The organism is Agrobacterium larrymoorei (assembly GCF_013322225.1).
Taxonomy (GTDB): domain Bacteria; phylum Pseudomonadota; class Alphaproteobacteria; order Rhizobiales; family Rhizobiaceae; genus Agrobacterium; species Agrobacterium larrymoorei_A.
The window spans coordinates 99,102-116,531 of sequence record NZ_JAAMFB010000019.1; the positions used below are offsets into that span (position 1 = coordinate 99,102).

Below are 17,430 nucleotides of genomic sequence, written 5' to 3' on the forward strand. Positions count from 1 at the left end.
AACGCCCGAAATCACTTCACGCTCATGGCCGTCAACCATTCGTCGATCCATGCCTTGCGGTTCTTCGCAACCTCTTCGGGCGACATCAGGAACGTTTTTGTCGGCTGCACGAGTTTGGAAAATGCATCGGGCAACGGAGAAGACGTGTCTGCAACCGGCATCATCCAGTTGTTTTCGGGGATGGCGTCCTGAAAGCCGGAACTGAGCACGAAGGCGAGAAACTGCTTAGCGAGATCCTTCTCCGGCGCATTCTTCAACGTGCCCGCGACCTCGATCTGAATATAATGACCTTCCTCGAATGCGGCCGCCTGATAACGCTCGCTATGTTCTGCCACCATGTGATAGGCGGGCGAGGTGGTGTAGGACAACACCATGGGCACTTCGCCCTTTGTGAAGAGGCCATAGGATTCCGACCAACCGGGGGTTACGGTCAGAACACGGCTCTTGAGCTTTGCCCAAGCTTCCGGCGCCTTGTCGCCATAGACGGACTTCACCCACAACAGCAAACCGAGACCCGGCGTCGAGGTGCGTGGGTCCTGGATGGCGATCTTCTGGGAAGGATCGCCATCCACCAATTCTTTCATGCTTTTCGGCGGGTTCTTCAGCGTTTGCGTGTCATAGACGACGGCAAAATGTCCGTAATCGTAAGGCACAAAAACATCGTCCTTGAAACCACCCGGCACCTTCGCGGCAGACGTATCGATATTGGACGTTTCGAACAGCCCCGTCTGCTTGGCCTCGGCAATCAGATTGGTATCGAGGCCGACGACAACGTCAGCCTTGGAGCCAGAACCTTCGAGCTTCAGCCGGTTAAGAAGGGCCACGCCATCGGCTACACCGACGAAATTGACCACGCAATTACACGTCTTTTCGAAAGCCGCCTTGACCTTGGGGCCGGGACCCCATTCGGACACGAAGCTCTCATAGGTATAGACCGTTAGCACCTTCTTGTCCTGCGCAACGGCAAAGCTCGGCAATAGGAAAGACGCAGCAACAAGACTGTTCAGGAAAATACGACGATACATCAGACACCTCCTCGAATGGGCAAACGGGAATAGGCGTCTGGATGGAAGCCGTCTAATCCCTCCGCCGGTGTTAACCGGATCAGGTTCTTCGGGTTGGCGCAGCCTCTCAGCCCTTCCTATAAAGGAAGAGCACCCCGTTAGATCTAGCCGAGATGTAATCGCGAAGCGCCTGCTTGGCAAGAGATCAAGCTTGCTCTGCCTGTTCGGTCATATGCACCAGTTCCCAGACATGGCCATCTGGATCCTGAAAGCTGCCGCCATACATGAAGCCGTGGTCCTGAACCGGCTTCCATTCGCTACCGCCCGAGGCAAAAGCGGTGGCAAGCATCGTGTCTATCTCTTCGCGGCTGGACGCAGACAGACAGGTCAGCACTTCAGTGCTGCTCTTGGCATCGGAAATATCGCCATTGATGAAGTCGCGAAAGCGCTCCTCCTGGAGCAACATGACGAAGATATTTTTCTCCACGATCATGCAGAGCGTGCGGTCATCGGAATATTCGGGATTGAAGCTGAAGCCGAGCGCGGTGAAGAAGACCTTGGACGTTTCGATATTCTTGACCGGCAGGTTGACGAAGATCATGCGCATTGTTTTGACTCCTCCGTTTCAGGTCAGCAAAGCGCAAATTGGATGCTGAGTCAAAGATGGAAGAACGTAAGCCTCCGCGCCTTTACATCGTACTTTGTACTGGCGTTTAGCCGCTTTGCGTTTGCGAGACGAAAGCTTCCCACTTCGCCGACGCCGTATACCGAGTACGCGCATTATCACGCACGGCACGGAGCGGAGGAGTAAATGCCAGGCACGGAGGCATATACAGTATCAACTCTCCAGCTCTTCCCGCAGCATTTCCAGCTCTAGCCACTCTTCTTCCATTGCCTCCAGCTTCTCACGCAGCTTTGCCATTTCACCGGCCAGCGTGTTGAAAGCACCCGGGTCTTTGGTGAAAAGCTGTGGGTCGGCCATACGCTCTTCCCGCTTGGCGATTTCGCTTTGCGCTTTCTCCATTTCCTTTGGCAGGTTTTCGAGTGCGAATTTCTGCTTGAAGGAAAGTTTGCCCTTAGCTTTTCCAGCATCGCTTATGGAAGCGGCAGAAGAAGCAGATTTCGCTTTTTCCTGCTTCTCCGCCTTCCGCTTGTCGTCCGCAGCACCCTTGCGCTGCGCCATCATGTCCGAATAACCGCCGGCATATTCGATCCAGCGGCCATCCGGCGCATCCGGGTTCGCGGGCGCGATGGTGGAGGTGACGGTGCGATCGAGAAAGTCACGGTCGTGGCTGACGAGGATGACTGTTCCTGAAAAGCCTGCGACGATTTCCTGCAGGAGATCGAGCGTTTCGATATCGAGATCGTTCGTGGGTTCGTCGAGGATCAGCAGGTTAGTGGGCCTGGCAAGAATGCGCGCGAGAATGAGGCGCGCGCGTTCGCCGCCCGAAAGCTTGCGGATCGGCGTGCGGGCCTGTTCCGGCTGAAACAGGAAATCCTTCATGTAGCCAGTGACGTGCTTGACCTCGCCATTGACGAGCAGATTCTCGCCGCGCCCATCTGTCAGGTAATGGGCAAGCGTATCCTCTAGATTCAAATCCTCACGCTTTTGATCGAGCGTTACAATTTCAAGCTTGGTGCCAAGTTTCACCGTGCCACTATCAGGCTCTAGCTGGCCCGTCAGCATCTTCAGAAGCGTCGTCTTGCCAGCACCATTGGGGCCGACGAATCCGATGCAATCGCCGCGATTGACGCGCAGGGAGAACGGCGCAACGATGGTGCGATCCCCGTAAGACTTGGTGATGGTATCCGCTTCGATCACCAGCTTGCCGGACTCTCGTCCCTCGGTGACCGTTGCCTGCACGGAACCAACCGGGCCGTTATGTCCCCGATAGGCGGCGCGCATTTCACGAAGCTCACCGACACGGCGCATGTTGCGCTTGCGGCGTGCGGTCACACCGTAGCGCATCCAGTGCTCTTCACGCTCGATAGCCTTGCCGAGCTTGTGCTGCTCCAACTCTTCCTCTTCCAGCACCTTGTCACGCCATTCCTCGAAATGGGCAAAACCACGGCTGAGACGGCGGGACTGGCCGCGATCCAGCCAGACGGTCGCGGTCGAAACCTTTTCGAGGAAGCGGCGGTCGTGCGAAATAAGCACAAGCGCGCTGCGCGTCTGCTGCAATTCGCCTTCCAGCCATTCGATTGTCGGCAGATCGAGATGGTTGGTCGGCTCATCCAGCATTAGTATATCGGGCTCAGGTGCCAGAACGCGGGCCAGAGCCGCACGTCGCGCTTCACCACCGGAAAGGCTGGCCGGATTTTCCTGTCCCGTCAGCCCAAGATGTTCGAGAAGATAAGTAACGCGGTAGGCGTCATCGCCTGGACCAAGACCGGATTCGGCATAGGCCTGAACCGTGTCATAACCATCGAAATCGGGCGCCTGCTCCAGATAGCGGATGGTCGCGGAGGGATGGCGGAAAACCTCGCCGGACTGCGCTTCGACCAGACCGGCGGCGATCTTCATCAGCGTAGACTTGCCTGAACCATTGCGCCCGACAAGGCAAATGCGGTCGCCGGGCTCCACTTGCAGGTTCGCGCCGTCCAGCAAAGGGGTCACGCCGAAGGTAAGCTTGATATCGTCGAGTTTCAGAATGGGTGGTGCCAAGGCATCAGGCTCCGGTCAGATCACAGGGACGGGCAAGAACAATGGCCTTACCGTTTTTCAGGCGAAGGCGCAAAAGCCCTTCCGCCACGTTGGAAATAGTGCGCGATGAGCCGAAGGCAAGCGCAAAATCGTTCAAGGGATATCGCGCATTCTCGATATCCAGACCCTCCAGCGCAGTGAAACCGGCAATGGAAAACAGCGATCCAGCGGGTAGATCCAGCGTTCGTTCGGCACTCAGCAAAGGATAGGCCTCTTCCGTGCCAGAGGTCAGCATCACGTCGATGCCCCGCTCGGCAAGCGAAACGGCATAAAGCAAATGAAACAGGGCATGATCCGAACGCTCGCCCGCAAGCGCGCCGACCAGGGTCAATTTCGATGCGCGCCGTGCCAACGCCTCGGAAACGGCAATCTCACCATCCGTCTCGCCCTTGGCGGCCGGAAATGGCTGCCTGGTCACATCCGGCCATCGGCTGACGAGGTCGGCATCGGAAGAATCGAAATCACCCACCCACAATTCGGGGGTCAAGCCCAGGACTTCCGCATGACGCATGCCGCTGTCTGCCGCAATTACGCGCGTTCCCGCCACGGCATCGCGCAGGCGATCCGTCACCGTGATGTCGCCACCGAGCAGAATGGTGAAGTGGGTCGAAGTCATGTCCTGCCATAGCCCGGAATGGTGCGGCAAGGAAAGGCGGAAACGGCGCTTGCACCGACGATATTGATTTTTCGCACGGACAGGATTATGACAGCCGCCAGTGGTGATTTGCCGACCGGCTTGCAGCCACTTTAAAGAAGTCGCTAAAGGGTCGAGGAAACAGGCAATTTCCGAGGACCGGTTGCGATTTCGCTGCCGGTTTTTTTGTTTTCACGGCTTTGAGTGGCCTGGAAGTGAGAGTTCGAGATGCCCATCAAGATTCCCGATACGCTGCCCGCCTTTGAAACCCTCGTCAATGAGGGGGTGCGGGTCATGACCGAAACGGCCGCTATCCGTCAGGATATCCGTCCGCTGCAGATCGGGCTTCTCAACCTTATGCCGAACAAGATCAAGACAGAAGTCCAGATGGCACGCCTCGTCGGCGCCTCGCCGCTTCAGGTGGAGTTGTCGCTGATCCGAATTGGCGGTCACCGCGCCAAGAATACGCCGGAAGAGCACCTGCTTTCCTTCTACGAAACATGGGAAGAGGTGCGCCACCGCAAGTTCGACGGCTTCATTATCACTGGCGCACCAGTGGAAACACTGTCCTACGAAGACGTGACCTACTGGGACGAGATGAGGAAGATCTTCGACTGGACGGAAACCAACGTCCACTCGACACTCAATGTCTGCTGGGGCGCGATGGCCGGCATCTACCATTTCCATGGGGTGCCGAAGCACGAATTGAGGGAAAAGGCGTTCGGCGTCTACCGTCATCGCAATCTTTGCCCCGCCTCGATCTATCTCAATGGCTTTTCGGACGATTTTCAGGTTCCGGTCTCTCGTTGGACGGAGGTACGCCGCGCCGATATCGAAAAACATCCGGATCTGGAAATCCTGATGGAATCCGAGGAAATGGGCGTGTGTCTGGTGCATGAAAAGCGCGGCAAGCGGCTCTACATGTTCAACCATGTGGAATACGATTCCACATCACTTTCGGATGAATATTTCCGTGATGCGAATGCCGGGGTTCCCATAAAATTGCCGCACGACTACTTCCCGCACAACGACCCTTCGCTGACGCCGCTCAACCGCTGGCGCAGCCATGCACACCTGTTCTTTGGCAACTGGATCAACGAGATTTACCAGACAACGCCATACGAGCTGGAAGAGATCGGAAAGCAAGCCGGTTGATGTTCGCCCCATTCCAGCGTTGCGTTGAATGACAAAATAACGCAACGTCCGGCCCGATGTATCGATTGGGAGAAACGGAATGAGCGAAGCAGGCGCACGGGAAAATTTTGGCTTTACGCCAACGGGTGAAAAGGTCGAGCGCGTGACCATTTCTGCGGGCGGCTTGACGGCGAAAGTCATCACCTGGGGCGCTGTTATCCAGGATTTGCGGTTAGAAGGCCACCAACCTCCACTCGTCCTCGGCTTCGATAATTTTGATGATTACCCGAAATACTCCTCCTATTTCGGAGCGACACCCGGCAGAAATGCCAACCGCATCGATAGTGGAAAATTCTCTATCGAGGGCAAGAGCTATCAGCTCGAACTCAATGAAAAAGGCGTGACCCATATACATGGCGGCAGCGATGGTATCGGAAAGCGCAACTGGATGATCATGGAGCACGGCTCCGACCATGTGGTGCTACAGATCATCGATCCAGACGGACGTGCTGGCTACCCCGGCAACTGCACCATAACTGCCACCTACACCGTTCGCGAAGGTGGCGTGCTGTCGGTTGTCTATGAGACGACCACCGACCAGCCGACCATTGCCAATATTTGCCAGCATTCCTATTTCAACCTGGATGGCGCAGAAACCGCACTCGCCCACGACATCGAAATCGCAGCTGACCATTATCTTCCGACCGATGAGCGCCAAATTCCGACCGGAGAAATCCGTCCAGTCGACGGAACGGGATTCGACTTGCGTCAACCGGGGGCCATGAAGCGCATGGAGAATGGCGAACAGGTTCTTTATGACCACAATTTCTGCCTCTCCGCCGAACGCGTGACAAAACGGAAAGTCGCGCACGCCCACGCATCCGCTTCGGGCGTATCGCTCGAGGTGCATACGACCGAGCCGGGCGTGCACTTCTATTCCGGCTTCAAGCTGAACACTGCCGTTCCCGGCCTGGACGGTCGCCATTACGGCCCGTTTGCCGGTTTCTGCCTCGAAACGCAAATCTGGCCGGATGCCGTCAATCACAAAGGTTTTCCGAACGGAGTATTGCGCCCAGGCGAAACGCTACGGCAGGAAACGGACTACGTTTTCACAAAAAGCTGAGAAGCTTAATCCAGCACACAGCCGACATAGGCACCAGATCCGCGGGCTCGTCTTTCGATGAGCCCTGCCAGCCGCTGCATACCGCGCCCCGGTTTGCTCGCGACCCGGTCGATCGGGTTGGGTAGCGCCACAGCCAGAAGCGCTGCCTGCCGGGAACTGAGTTTCGAGGCGGGCACCTTGAAGTGATGCTGTGCAGCGGCCTCGATACCGTAAATTCCGGGCCCCCACTCGGCGATATTGAGATAAATCTCCATCATCCGTTTTTTGGACCAGATGAAATCAGAGACGACTGCGAGCGGAAGTTCCAGCCCCTTGCGGATAAACGAACGGCCGTTCCATAGAAACAGGTTTTTGGATGCCTGCATGGGAATAGTGCTGGCACCACGGGTCGCTTCGCCTTCTAGCGCGCTGTTGACGACAGTCTGCATCTGGTTCCAGTCAACACCGCCATGCGAACAGAACTGCCCGTCCTCCGACATCATCACCGATTGTACAAGGCGGGGAGAAATATCTTCGAGCGGCACCCAACGGCGATCATAGCCCTGAAAGGTGATCAGATCGGCCAACATCAGCGTGGAAACAGGACGAATGAAGGGTATCGCATAGACCGGGATCAGCAGATAAGGCAGGATGAGCAGGGCAAGCACAAAGACCACGACGCGTTTGACGAGGCTTCGAACATCCACCTTGCGCCTGCTCCCTTCTTCCGGAAGCGTCTCGTATTCCGTATCGCTATCCGGCGTGCTGCTCAAATCCCGTCCCCGCTTGCTTAGTCGGAACCTGTCATATTCCGCGTGAGCCATCAAGGCTACTCACGATATGGAAGTTCCACACTGGTTACACAAAACAATTGCCAGTCATTTTTCCCCATGCCAAAGAGCCTCCACAGCGAGGAAACCTTCACGATGACATTCGAGATGCGGCTGCGCGAAAACGCGGCGAAGACAGAAGCCCTGCTTGCCCAATGGTTGACGAACGAGGTCGGTGAAGACGAAATTGCCCGCCCTGCAAACCTTCTGGAAGCCATGCGTCATGGCGTTCTGAACGGTGGCAAGCGTCTCCGTCCTTTCCTTGTCATCGAAACGGCCAAGCTTCTTGGTGGTAACGAGGACGCTGCACTTCGTGTTGGTGCCGCGCTTGAATGCCTGCATTGCTATTCGCTTGTACATGACGATCTTCCCGCCATGGACAATGACGATCTGCGCCGCGGTCAGCCGACCGTTCACAGGAAATTCGATGAAGCGACGGCCATTTTGGCAGGCGATAGCCTTTTAACATTGGCCTTCGACATTATTGCCTCGCCCGAAACTCTGCTGCCGGAAGATCGCAAAGCCGCACTCGTGCTCGCCTTGGCTCGCGCCGCTGGCATCGGCGGCATGGCAGGCGGGCAGGCGCTGGACCTGGCTGCGGAAAAAAACACCCCCGATGAGGCTGGCATCGTTACATTGCAGGCTATGAAAACCGGTGCGCTGCTGCGCTTTGCCTGCGAGGCGGGCGCGATCATCGCCGGCAACGATCCTTCAAATCGTCAAAGGCTGCGCAATTTCGGCGAAAAAATCGGCCTCGCCTTTCAGCTTGCCGACGATCTTCTAGACCTTACCTCCGACGCTACCACCATGGGCAAGGCAACGGGCAAGGACGCCGCCCGTGGCAAGGGAACGCTGGTCGCACTGCGAGGAGAAGAATGGGCGCGCGCGAAACTGCGGGGATTGGTGGTAGAGGCTGCGGAATTGCTGAGGCCTTATGGCGATAAGGCCGACACACTTGTAGAGGCGGCGCAGTTTATTGCGGAACGGAAGAGTTAGGCGCAGAAGACGTTCGTTCAACCAGCGATCTATCTTTCGTCCGACATCACCGCCAACTCGACGTCATCCTAGGCCTTGAGCCCAGGATCCATTCACGTCGCAAAATCCGAAACGTTGGCAGATGCTCGGGACAAGCCCGAGCATGACGTGTCAAAGATCATCGACGGCGAAAATCAGGAAGCCGGGACTGACTCGATCGCCCCGGGACCATAAATCGCTATCAACCATTCTGCGTCAGCGGCGAAATCAGCACTTCCACACGGCGGTTCTGGGCACGGCCATCTGCCGTAGCATTGGACGCCACCGGCTGGGACGGACCATATCCCATTGTGGAAATACGACGCTGGTCGACACCGCCACGTTCACCGAGATAGTTCGCAACGGACGCCGCACGGCGTTCCGATAGACCCTGGTTATGCGAAAGGCTGCCGGTAGAATCGGTATGACCGTTAATATCGATGTATGTTTTGTTGAACTTGTTGAGAACGATCGCCACAGAGTTCAGCGTTGGGTAGAACGGCGGGATCACCTGATCCTGGTCAGTGGCGAAAGTGACGTTCGATGGCATGTTGAGAACGATGCTGTCGCCGCGGCGGGTCACCGATACGCCAGTACCCTGCAATTGCGCGCGAAGTTCCGCTTCCTGATTATCCATGTAGCTACCGATCGCACCGCCAGCCAGCGCGCCGATACCAGCACCGATCAGGGCGTTGCGGCCTTTGTTGCCGCCGCCGATGGCCAAACCGCCGACAGCGCCTGCAAGCGCGCCCAAACCGGCACCGCCAGCCATGTTGGAAACCTTCTGCTCGCCCGTATAGGGATCAGTCGTGGTGCAGGCGGAAAGAAAGGTTGCCGCAAGCGCGACAATAGCAAGTTTCTTGATCATGAATTCCAGTGCTCCGTGAAGTTCAGGAGTTAAGACAGACAGATTTCGGCATTTTCGCGGTCGATACTCACTCCGCCGCATCCTTTCGGCCGAAACGCTTTTCGATATAGTCGACCACCAGCGCCTCGAAATCCTGAGCGATATTAGGGCCGCGCAAGGTCAGCGCCTTCTCACCGTCGATAAAGACAGGTGCTGCGGGGTTCTCACCCGTGCCGGGCAGCGAAATGCCGATATCGGCATGTTTGCTTTCGCCGGGACCGTTTACGATGCAGCCCATGACGGCGACATTGAGCGCTTCGACGCCCGGATATTTATCGCGCCAGACCGGCATATTCTTGCGCAAGTCGTTCTGGATATTCTGCGCCAGTTCCTGAAACACGGTGGACGTCGTGCGCCCGCAGCCGGGACAGGCTGCCACAACCGGAATGAATTGGCGAAAACCCATGACCTGAAGGATTTCCTGTGCGACCTGCACCTCGCGGGTGCGGTCGCCATTCGGCTCCGGCGTCAGGGAAACGCGAATCGTATCGCCGATGCCATGCTGAAGCACATAGCCCATGGCAGCAGATGAAGCGACGATGCCCTTCGATCCCATGCCCGCTTCGGTGAGGCCCAGATGCAGCGCATGGTCGGAACGCTCCGAGAGCATGGAATAGACCGCGATCAAGTCCTGCACCTGGCTGACCTTGGCAGACAGGATTATGCGGTTGCGGGGAAGGCCGATCTCTTCCGCAAGCTCAGCGGAGATCAGCGCGGACTGGACGATAGCTTCACGCGTGACCTGACGGGCGGAAAGCGGAAAACCGTTCTCCTTGTTTTTGTCCATCAATGTGGTCAACAGTTCCTGATCGAGCGAGCCCCAATTGACACCGATCCGCACCGGCTTGTCGTAGCGGATGGCCATTTCGATAATGTCACCGAACTGTTTGTCCTTCTTGTCCTTGAAACCGACATTACCGGGATTGATGCGATATTTCGCGAGCGCTTCCGCACAGGCGGGATGATCGGCAAGAAGCTTGTGGCCGATATAATGGAAGTCACCTACCAGTGGAACGTCCATGCCAAGACGAAGCAGCCGGTCGCGGATTTTCGGAACGGCAGCGGCACTCTCATCTCGGTCCACCGTAATACGCACGATTTCAGAGCCTGCGCGAAACAATGCTGCAACCTGCTCGACGGTGGCGTCGATATCCGCCGTATCCGTATTCGTCATCGACTGCACCACGACCGGCGCACCACCGCCGACGATAACTCCACCAACATCGACGGCAACAGAGGCACGGCGCGGCTTGGGATCGAAATCAGCGTGTGAGGTCATGGTTTTCTCGGCTACGTGCAGCAAAATATGATCTTTCAGGTGGAACAAGGCGCGCGCCTTGTCAACATCGAAGCAATCAACTCCTACTTTACCGCAATCATGGCGAAATTCGAGACTTCACGATTCTAGTATCGTACTTTCGCGAAATCCGTTCCCATTCCGGGATTTATACTCAGTGGCCGCTTGCCCCATCCGCATGGCGAGCCAGTCTGGAAAGCAACAGCACCACCACATGCAGAAGCGGCAATCCGATGAAGACGCTCGCCAGTCCAGTATGCTCGGCAATGAAGCCGATGGCCGAAGGAGCGACCAGAATGCCGGAATAGCCCATGGTCGTGACAACCGAAAGACCGATGCCTGGCGCAAGTCCGGGCATGTTACCCGCCGCTGAAAACGCAATCGGCACCATGTTGGAGATGCCGACGCCAGCCACAGCAAAACCTGCAATCGCGATGATTGAGTTTGGAGCGGCCCCGGCAATCAACAGGCCGGTGATGGAAATGGCCGAGCATACCTGCAGCGTGCGCACTGCGCCGAAACGATCACGAACCAGATCTCCTGCAAAACGCATGATTGCCATCGTCAGGGAAAAAGCGGCGAAGGCAAAGCCTGAAAGCGCAACGGAAGCACCGAGTTCATTGCGAAGATAAAGCGCACCCCAATCGAGAATGGCACCTTCGGGAATCATCGAAAAAAGTGCCATGACACCGATGATCCATGGCAAGGGCGTCAGAGGCAGGCCACCCTTGGCACGCTCTTCTTCAGGATGTGGACGATCAGCAAGAACGCGTGGCCAGGCGATGGCAAGCAATGCAGCGGCGATAGCCGTTAACACGACGGCGTGGCCGTAAATGCCTATCTTGGTGATCAGGACACCGCCAAGAGCAGCCCCGATCAATCCACCGAGGCTCCAGAAAGCATGACAGGACGACATGATTGCGCGGCGCATACCGCGTTCCACGGCAACAGCATTGGCATTCATGGCGACATCCATCGCCCCGGTCAGGCCACCAAACAGAAAGACTGTGAGAACCCCTGCCCAAATGCTGGTCGAAAATGTAATCAGGAGCAGTGTCGGTACGAAAACAAATGCGATGGAAAGTGTTACCGTTCGAGACCCAAAGCGGGCGATCTGCGAACCGGCGATGGGCATGCAGGCAAGCGACCCCAGCCCGAATACCAGAATGACAAGACCGAGTGCGCTTTCACTCAAGGACAGCCGCTTGGCGAATTCCGGTATCATGGGTGCCCATGAGCCCATCATAAAACCGTTCATAAGAAAAAGCAGCGAAACGCCGAGTCGCGTTCGTGTCATATATGGCGCGCGGGTTTTGACAGCCGTATCGGCCAATTGGTCACCCATGGTTCAGGTCCTTTCGAATCAGAGATCCGCTCCGATGATTTCAATCTGGTTGGTAGACTTCGACACGGTTTGCTGTGAAACGGTCGATGAAATGCGGCTCGGCATCACTTTCGAGAACCAGCGATAATGGCGCTTTGAGGGGATGAACGTGGAAAGCCGCCCTGTGGCCAAGTTTCTCAGTCGTGACTGCTGCCAATGTGCGCAGGCTTGCAGCACAGGCGAGCCGCTTGAATACGGCATCCTCGAATACATCCGCCGTCAGCCCATTTTCAAGCGTCAGACCGCACGCGCCCAGTATGCAGAGATCGGGCCGTACCGCTTCGAGCTGCCGCAAGGCGGTGGTGTCGATTGCAGCGCCGACCGCCGGATCGATCCTGCCGCCGATGACGACCAACTCAATATCTGCGCGGCCTGAAAGTTCGGCAGCGATTGTGGGTGTATTGGTCACGACAGTCAGCCGCACATTGGTGGGAATACAACGGGCAATCGCGAGATTGGTAGAACCTGCATCGATGAACACGACCATGCCATCCAAAAAGAACCGGCTGGCGACACGTCCGAGAGCAGTCTTGCGGTCCATCGATTCCTCGAGGCGATTCTTCAGCGGACTGGTGGTCCCACCCGCCAATAGAGCACCGCCATAGACGCGCTCGCATTCACCGCGCGCCGCCATCTCTCGGAGGTCACGGCGAACGGTATCTCCAGAGACCGCAAAACTTTCCGCCAGTTGGTGCGCAAAGACGCGACCGTTTCGCTGGAGTTCTGCGAGGATTTGCGCCTGGCGCTCACTGACGAATTGATCGATCTTTGACATTTTTACTCAACAGGAATAATCGTGCACAAACGTGCATAAAACGGAATTCGATTTTTCGCAAGCAAAAATGCCCGCTGGAGAGCGGGCATTTTTGCTGGCCGTAGTTTGGTGGGGAGCTATTCGCCGTATGCGATCAGCAAATCCTTGGCGTCGATCTGATCGCTTGGCTTGACGAGAACCTCAGCTATCTTTCCATCACGTTCCGCATGCAGCGCGGTTTCCATCTTCATGGCTTCGATGGAGAGCAGCACATCTCCTGCCTTAACGTCCTGCCCCGGATTGACGAAGACGCGGGAGATGACACCCGGCATCGGTGCGCCAACATGGGCAGAATTACCAGGTTCGGCCTTGCGGCGCACGGCAGAACCTGTCGCGCCATGGGCGCGGTTTGGCACCTTGATACGGCGCGGCTGACCGTTGATCTCGAAGAAAACGGTGACCATGCCCTTGTCATCCGTACCGGAAGAGGCCTGATTGACGATGACCAGCGTCTTGCCGCGCTCGATATCGGCAAACAGTTCCTCGCCATCTTCCATACCGTAGAAATAGGCGGGCGTAGGAAGGACAGACACCGGACCATAGGTTTCGGATGCCAGCGCGAAGTCGGTAAAGACCTTCGGGTACATCAGATAGGACGCGAACTCGAAATCATCGACCGAGCGCTCCAGCTTGGTTTCGATCTCCTTGCGCTCCGCATCGAGGTCGGCATCCGTCAGCAGCGAGCCGGGACGAACCGTGTAGGGCTGTTCGCCCTTCAGTGCTTTCTTCTGCAACGCCTGCGGCCAGCCGCCTGGCGACTGACCGAGATCACCCTTCAGCATGGAGACGACCGAATCCGGGAAAGACACTTCTTTCTCAGGATTTTCTACATCGGCAACCGTCAGATCCTGAGAGACCATCATCAGCGCCATGTCACCGACGACCTTGGACGACGGCGTGACCTTTACAATGTCGCCGAACATCTGGTTGGCGTCGGCATAAGCCTGCGCTACCTCATGCCAACGGCTTTCGAGACCGAGCGAGCGGGCCTGCTCCTTGAGATTGGTGAACTGGCCGCCCGGCATTTCATGGAGATAGACTTCGGATGCCGGACCCTTGAGGTCGCTTTCGAAGGCGGCATATTGATTGCGCACGGCTTCCCAGTAGAAGGAAATCTTGCGAATCCATTCCGCATCGAGGCCTGTGTCGCGTTCGGAACCGGCAAGCGCTTCAACGATGGAGCCAAGGCATGGCTGCGACGTGTTGCCGGAAAAGGCATCCATGGCGGCATCCACGGCATCCACACCCGCATCGACCGCCGCGAGAACCGTAGCGGCCGAGATGCCGGACGTATCATGGGTGTGGAAATGGATCGGCAGGCTAGTTGCTTCGCGCAACGCCTTGAACAGAACCCTGGCAGCCGCAGGCTTCAACAGACCCGCCATGTCCTTTACGGCAATGATATGCGCCCCCGCCTTTTCCAATTCGGCAGCAAGGTTCGTGTAGTATTTGAGATCGTATTTCGGGCGCGCCGAATTCAGCAGGTCGCCCGTATAGCAGATGGTGGCTTCGCAGAGCTTGTTCTCTTCCGCGATTGCGTCCATCGAAACGCGCATGTTTTCCACCCAGTTCAGGCAGTCGAACACGCGGAACAGATCGACTCCGCCTCTCGCGGCTTGGCGCACGAAGTATTTGACGACGTTGTCCGGATAGTTCTTGTAGCCGACGCCGTTTGCGCCACGCAGCAGCATCTGCAACAACAGGTTCGGGGCACCTTCGCGGATCAGGGACAAACGCTCCCATGGGTCTTCCGTCAGGAAGCGCATGGAAACATCGAAGGTTGCGCCACCCCAGCATTCCAGTGAAAGCAGTTGCGGCAAGGCCTTGGCGTAGACATTGGCCACGCGGGCGATATCGTGGGTGCGGACACGGGTGGCCAGCAGCGACTGGTGACCGTCGCGCATGGTGGTGTCCGTTACCAGAACGCGCTTTTCATTGCGCATCCAGTCAGCAAAACCCTTTGGACCCAGTCTGTCCAGCAACTGCTTGGTCCCATCCGGCGTCGGTGCGTCGATATAGGGAACGACCGGCTTTGCCGATTTTTCCGACGGCTTTGCGCGACCCTTGGTTTCGGGGTGCCCATTAACGGTCACGTCGGCCAGATAGGTCAGCAGTTTGGTTGCGCGGTCTTGACGCTTGACCTGCGCAAACAGTTCCGGCGTCGAATCGATGAAGCGCGTAGTATAAGTATTGTTGCGAAATTTCTCGTGACCGATGATGGCCTCGAGGAAGGTAAGGTTGGTCGCGACACCTCGGATACGGAATTCGCGAAGTGCACGGTCCATACGGTTGATCGCCTCATCCGGGCGCGGCGCCCAGGCCGTGACCTTGACCAGCAGCGGATCGTAATATCGGGTGATCACAGCACCGGTATAAGACGTGCCCCCATCCAGACGGATGCCGAAACCCGATGCGGAACGATAGGCGGTGATGCGACCATAGTCGGGAATGAAGTTGTGCTCCGGGTCTTCCGTGGTGATGCGGCATTGAAGCGCATGGCCATTGAGACGGATATCGCTTTGGGCAGGCACGCCCGATTCCGGTGTGCCAATGGCGGCACCTTCCAGAATATGAATCTGTGCCTTGACGATATCGATGCCGGTCACGACTTCGGTGACGGTGTGTTCCACCTGAATACGCGGGTTCACTTCGATGAAGTAGAATTTGCCGGTATCCGCATCCATCAGATATTCGACGGTGCCTGCGCCAATATAGTTCGTAGCGCCTGCGATTTTCAGCGAATAATTGGCGAGTTCCTCCCGCTGCTCTTCGGAAAGATAGGGCGCGGGCGCACGCTCGACCACCTTCTGGTTACGTCGCTGGATCGAACAATCGCGCTCAAACAGATGCACGACATTGCCGTGGGTATCGCCGAGAATCTGACTTTCGACGTGACGCGCACGTTCTACCAGCTTCTCAAGATAAACTTCATCCTTGCCGAACGCCGCTTTCGCCTCACGCTTGGCTTCCGTCACCTCGCGGGCAAGATCTTCCTTTTTGCGGATGGCGCGCATCCCTCGACCGCCGCCGCCCCAGGAGGCCTTGAGCATCACCGGATAACCGATCTCCTCGGCCATGCGCTCGACTTCCGACAGATCGTCTGGCAGCGGTTCGGTTGCGGGCACGACTGGTACATTGACCGAAATCGCCAGATTGCGGGCAGCAACCTTGTTGCCGAGCTGACGCATGGTCTCTGGCGTCGGTCCGATGAACACGATACCCGCTGCCTTGCAGGCTTCTACGAACTCGGGGCTCTCGGACAGAAGGCCGTAACCGGGGTGGATTGCGTCGGCACCGGAAAGCTTGGCGACACGGATCACCTCCTCGATCGAGAGATAACTTTCGATGGGTCCCATATCCTTGGCAAGATGCGGGCCTCGACCGACCTGATAGCTCTCGTCCGCCTTGAAACGGTGCAGGGAGAGTTTGTCCTCCTCCGCCCAGATCGCCACCGTTTTTATGCCAAGCTCGTTGGCCGCGCGAAAGACGCGGATTGCGATCTCGGAACGATTGGCGACGAGAATTTTTGATATTTTCAAGACGGCCTCCCACAAACCTTAGCAAGCAAGATCAGATGCTGCACCGCGAAATTAAGCAGCAAATGTTACACTTGGAAAGGGCGAATATGGCGTTGGCCGTACGCAGCCCGGTTAAGCGATAACGCCATACCTGAACGCGAGCGCGACAACGTGCTGGCGGTTCCTGGCATTGAGCTTGCGCTGAATGCCATTGATGTACCAGTCCACGGTATGGTTGGAAATCGACAGGCTTTTGCCGATTTCCGGCGAAGTGAGGCCCTGGGCAAGCAGGGTCAGCACTTCGAGTTCCCGTTTTGTTATCTGCGCTACCGACAAATCCGGAACCGTAAGAACGTCCTTCAACTGGCCGGAAAGGTCCAGCATCTTCCAGAATGCAGCCCGCATGGCCGCCTCGAATAGCTGGAGTTCGGGGGGCGTGAAGTAGCATCCCTGCCCGCTGACAAAAACGCCGCCAATAAGCCCGTTTCGACCATGGATAGGAAATGCATAGCCTTCCCGCATTCCCATTCTGGCGGCATCCTGAAAAAGTTTGGCGGCTCTTTTGCGGTGGCTGGCTTGAGGAAGAAGACCTATGACATCCCGCCACCGAAACGGCCTCTGCAACAGGCCCAGAGTTCGCTTCACAGGATCGACGGCGTCGTATTTCTTTGCAGCGTAGATTTCGTGCCAGCCAGAAGGCAGCTTTTCGACCAGCACGGCGCCGTTCAATATCACATCCGCATCTGAGCGACGCGACATCCTGTAATATTCAAACCCGTAATGACGAATTAGCTCAGAAAATGCGGCTAGGAAGCGTTCACGGCTTGCGCCCTCGTCACACACAGACAAGAATTGTAAGACGTTATGCATCTATAGAAGACCCTGAAAAAACGAGACAACATTGACGCTTTCGAGGGAAGTCTTCCTCCTGGGCACTTCATGCGGCCCGGATCATCGCCAGTCCAAACATTTACGTCATAAAGTTATCATTGGTTAAAACCATTCCGCGAAATCTTGCAGTTTGGCAGCCAAAGCCAAATTCGTCATGATAGTGGATGATTTTTTGAGTTACCACCCCGACACAGACA

At 56.7% G+C, this 17,430-nt stretch carries 14 protein-coding genes and 2 riboswitches; of the genes, 3 read left to right on the plus strand and 11 right to left on the minus strand.

Annotation, left to right across the window (positions count from 1 at the left end; all coding sequences use genetic code 11):
- Positions 1–11: 11 nt before the first annotated feature.
- The 4 genes from thiB to G6L28_RS12175 all read right to left on the minus strand — a co-directional run bounded on the left by thiB (position 12) and on the right by G6L28_RS12175 (position 4,324).
- On the minus strand, positions 12–1,025 hold the full coding sequence (gene thiB, locus G6L28_RS12160) for a thiamine ABC transporter substrate binding subunit (RefSeq protein ID WP_174064042.1): 1,014 nt from the start codon (positions 1,023–1,025) through the stop codon (positions 12–14).
- Positions 1,026–1,064: 39 nt separating this feature from the next.
- Positions 1,065–1,172, minus strand: a riboswitch (TPP riboswitch).
- Positions 1,173–1,209: 37 nt separating this feature from the next.
- On the minus strand, positions 1,210–1,611 hold the full coding sequence (locus G6L28_RS12165; RefSeq protein ID WP_174064043.1) for a VOC family protein: 402 nt from the start codon (positions 1,609–1,611) through the stop codon (positions 1,210–1,212).
- A 231-nt stretch (positions 1,612–1,842) separates the two neighbouring features.
- Entirely contained in the window at positions 1,843–3,669 is a 1,827-nt protein-coding gene (locus G6L28_RS12170; protein WP_174064044.1) for an ABC-F family ATP-binding cassette domain-containing protein, read from the minus strand.
- Between the two features lie 4 nt (positions 3,670–3,673).
- Positions 3,674–4,324 carry a thiamine diphosphokinase gene (locus tag G6L28_RS12175; protein WP_174064045.1) on the minus strand — a complete coding sequence of 217 codons (651 nt, stop codon included), beginning with the start codon at positions 4,322–4,324 and terminating at the stop codon, positions 3,674–3,676.
- Between the two features lie 90 nt (positions 4,325–4,414).
- A riboswitch (SAM riboswitch) is annotated at positions 4,415–4,491 on the plus strand.
- A gap of 79 nt (positions 4,492–4,570) precedes the next feature.
- Between G6L28_RS12175 and metA the strand changes: the two genes are divergently transcribed.
- Positions 4,571–5,497 (plus strand): homoserine O-acetyltransferase MetA, encoded by a 927-nt coding sequence (gene metA, locus G6L28_RS12180; RefSeq protein ID WP_174064046.1) that lies wholly within the window; start codon positions 4,571–4,573, stop codon positions 5,495–5,497.
- A 79-nt stretch (positions 5,498–5,576) separates the two neighbouring features.
- Entirely contained in the window at positions 5,577–6,599 is a 1,023-nt protein-coding gene (locus tag G6L28_RS12185; protein WP_174064047.1) for an aldose epimerase family protein, read from the plus strand.
- Positions 6,600–6,604: 5 nt separating this feature from the next.
- Here the strand turns inward: G6L28_RS12185 and mtgA are convergent, their stop codons facing one another.
- The gene (gene mtgA / locus G6L28_RS12190) at positions 6,605–7,351 is read right to left on the minus strand and encodes a monofunctional biosynthetic peptidoglycan transglycosylase (RefSeq protein WP_234902549.1); all 747 of its coding nucleotides are present in this window, start codon (positions 7,349–7,351) and stop codon (positions 6,605–6,607) included.
- A gap of 153 nt (positions 7,352–7,504) precedes the next feature.
- Between mtgA and G6L28_RS12195 the strand changes: the two genes are divergently transcribed.
- The gene (locus G6L28_RS12195; RefSeq protein WP_234902550.1) at positions 7,505–8,404 is read left to right on the plus strand and encodes a polyprenyl synthetase family protein; all 900 of its coding nucleotides are present in this window, start codon (positions 7,505–7,507) and stop codon (positions 8,402–8,404) included.
- A gap of 220 nt (positions 8,405–8,624) precedes the next feature.
- Here G6L28_RS12195 and G6L28_RS12200 read toward each other — a convergent pair whose 3' ends face one another.
- The 6 genes from G6L28_RS12200 to G6L28_RS12225 form a co-directional block, all read right to left on the minus strand.
- The gene (locus G6L28_RS12200) at positions 8,625–9,290 is read right to left on the minus strand and encodes an OmpA family protein (RefSeq protein WP_174064050.1); all 666 of its coding nucleotides are present in this window, start codon (positions 9,288–9,290) and stop codon (positions 8,625–8,627) included.
- 67 nt (positions 9,291–9,357) lie between these two features.
- Positions 9,358–10,608, minus strand: a complete 1,251-nt coding sequence (gene ispG, locus G6L28_RS12205; protein WP_174064051.1) for a flavodoxin-dependent (E)-4-hydroxy-3-methylbut-2-enyl-diphosphate synthase — start codon at positions 10,606–10,608, stop codon at positions 9,358–9,360.
- A gap of 172 nt (positions 10,609–10,780) precedes the next feature.
- Positions 10,781–11,971 carry an MFS transporter gene (locus G6L28_RS12210; RefSeq protein ID WP_174064052.1) on the minus strand — a complete coding sequence of 397 codons (1,191 nt, stop codon included), beginning with the start codon at positions 11,969–11,971 and terminating at the stop codon, positions 10,781–10,783.
- Between the two features lie 40 nt (positions 11,972–12,011).
- A complete protein-coding gene (locus G6L28_RS12215; RefSeq protein WP_174064053.1) occupies positions 12,012–12,785 on the minus strand; it encodes a DeoR/GlpR family DNA-binding transcription regulator in 774 nt (257 codons plus the stop codon).
- A 116-nt stretch (positions 12,786–12,901) separates the two neighbouring features.
- Positions 12,902–16,363, minus strand: coding sequence for a pyruvate carboxylase (gene pyc, locus G6L28_RS12220; protein ID WP_174064054.1), 3,462 nt, complete (start codon positions 16,361–16,363; stop codon positions 12,902–12,904).
- Positions 16,364–16,474: 111 nt separating this feature from the next.
- Positions 16,475–17,212 carry a LuxR family transcriptional regulator gene (locus G6L28_RS12225; RefSeq protein WP_174064055.1) on the minus strand — a complete coding sequence of 246 codons (738 nt, stop codon included), beginning with the start codon at positions 17,210–17,212 and terminating at the stop codon, positions 16,475–16,477.
- Positions 17,213–17,430 lie beyond the last annotated feature (218 nt).

What these genes read in the sequence shown, in the direction of transcription:
- thiB (WP_174064042.1), bottom strand. Translation starts at nt 1,025, where the DNA reads ATGTATCGTCGTATTTTCCTGAACAGTCTTGTTGCTGCGTCTTTCCTA.
- G6L28_RS12165 (WP_174064043.1), bottom strand. Translation starts at nt 1,611, where the DNA reads ATGCGCATGATCTTCGTCAACCTGCCGGTCAAGAATATCGAAACGTCC.
- G6L28_RS12175 (WP_174064045.1), bottom strand. Translation starts at nt 4,324, where the DNA reads ATGACTTCGACCCACTTCACCATTCTGCTCGGTGGCGACATCACGGTG.
- metA (WP_174064046.1), top strand. Translation starts at nt 4,571, where the DNA reads ATGCCCATCAAGATTCCCGATACGCTGCCCGCCTTTGAAACCCTCGTC.
- G6L28_RS12185 (WP_174064047.1), top strand. Translation starts at nt 5,577, where the DNA reads ATGAGCGAAGCAGGCGCACGGGAAAATTTTGGCTTTACGCCAACGGGT.
- G6L28_RS12195 (WP_234902550.1), top strand. Translation starts at nt 7,505, where the DNA reads ATGACATTCGAGATGCGGCTGCGCGAAAACGCGGCGAAGACAGAAGCC.
- G6L28_RS12200 (WP_174064050.1), bottom strand. Translation starts at nt 9,290, where the DNA reads ATGATCAAGAAACTTGCTATTGTCGCGCTTGCGGCAACCTTTCTTTCC.
- ispG (WP_174064051.1), bottom strand. Translation starts at nt 10,608, where the DNA reads ATGACCTCACACGCTGATTTCGATCCCAAGCCGCGCCGTGCCTCTGTT.
- G6L28_RS12210 (WP_174064052.1), bottom strand. Translation starts at nt 11,971, where the DNA reads ATGGGTGACCAATTGGCCGATACGGCTGTCAAAACCCGCGCGCCATAT.
- G6L28_RS12215 (WP_174064053.1), bottom strand. Translation starts at nt 12,785, where the DNA reads ATGTCAAAGATCGATCAATTCGTCAGTGAGCGCCAGGCGCAAATCCTC.
- G6L28_RS12225 (WP_174064055.1), bottom strand. Translation starts at nt 17,212, where the DNA reads ATGCATAACGTCTTACAATTCTTGTCTGTGTGTGACGAGGGCGCAAGC.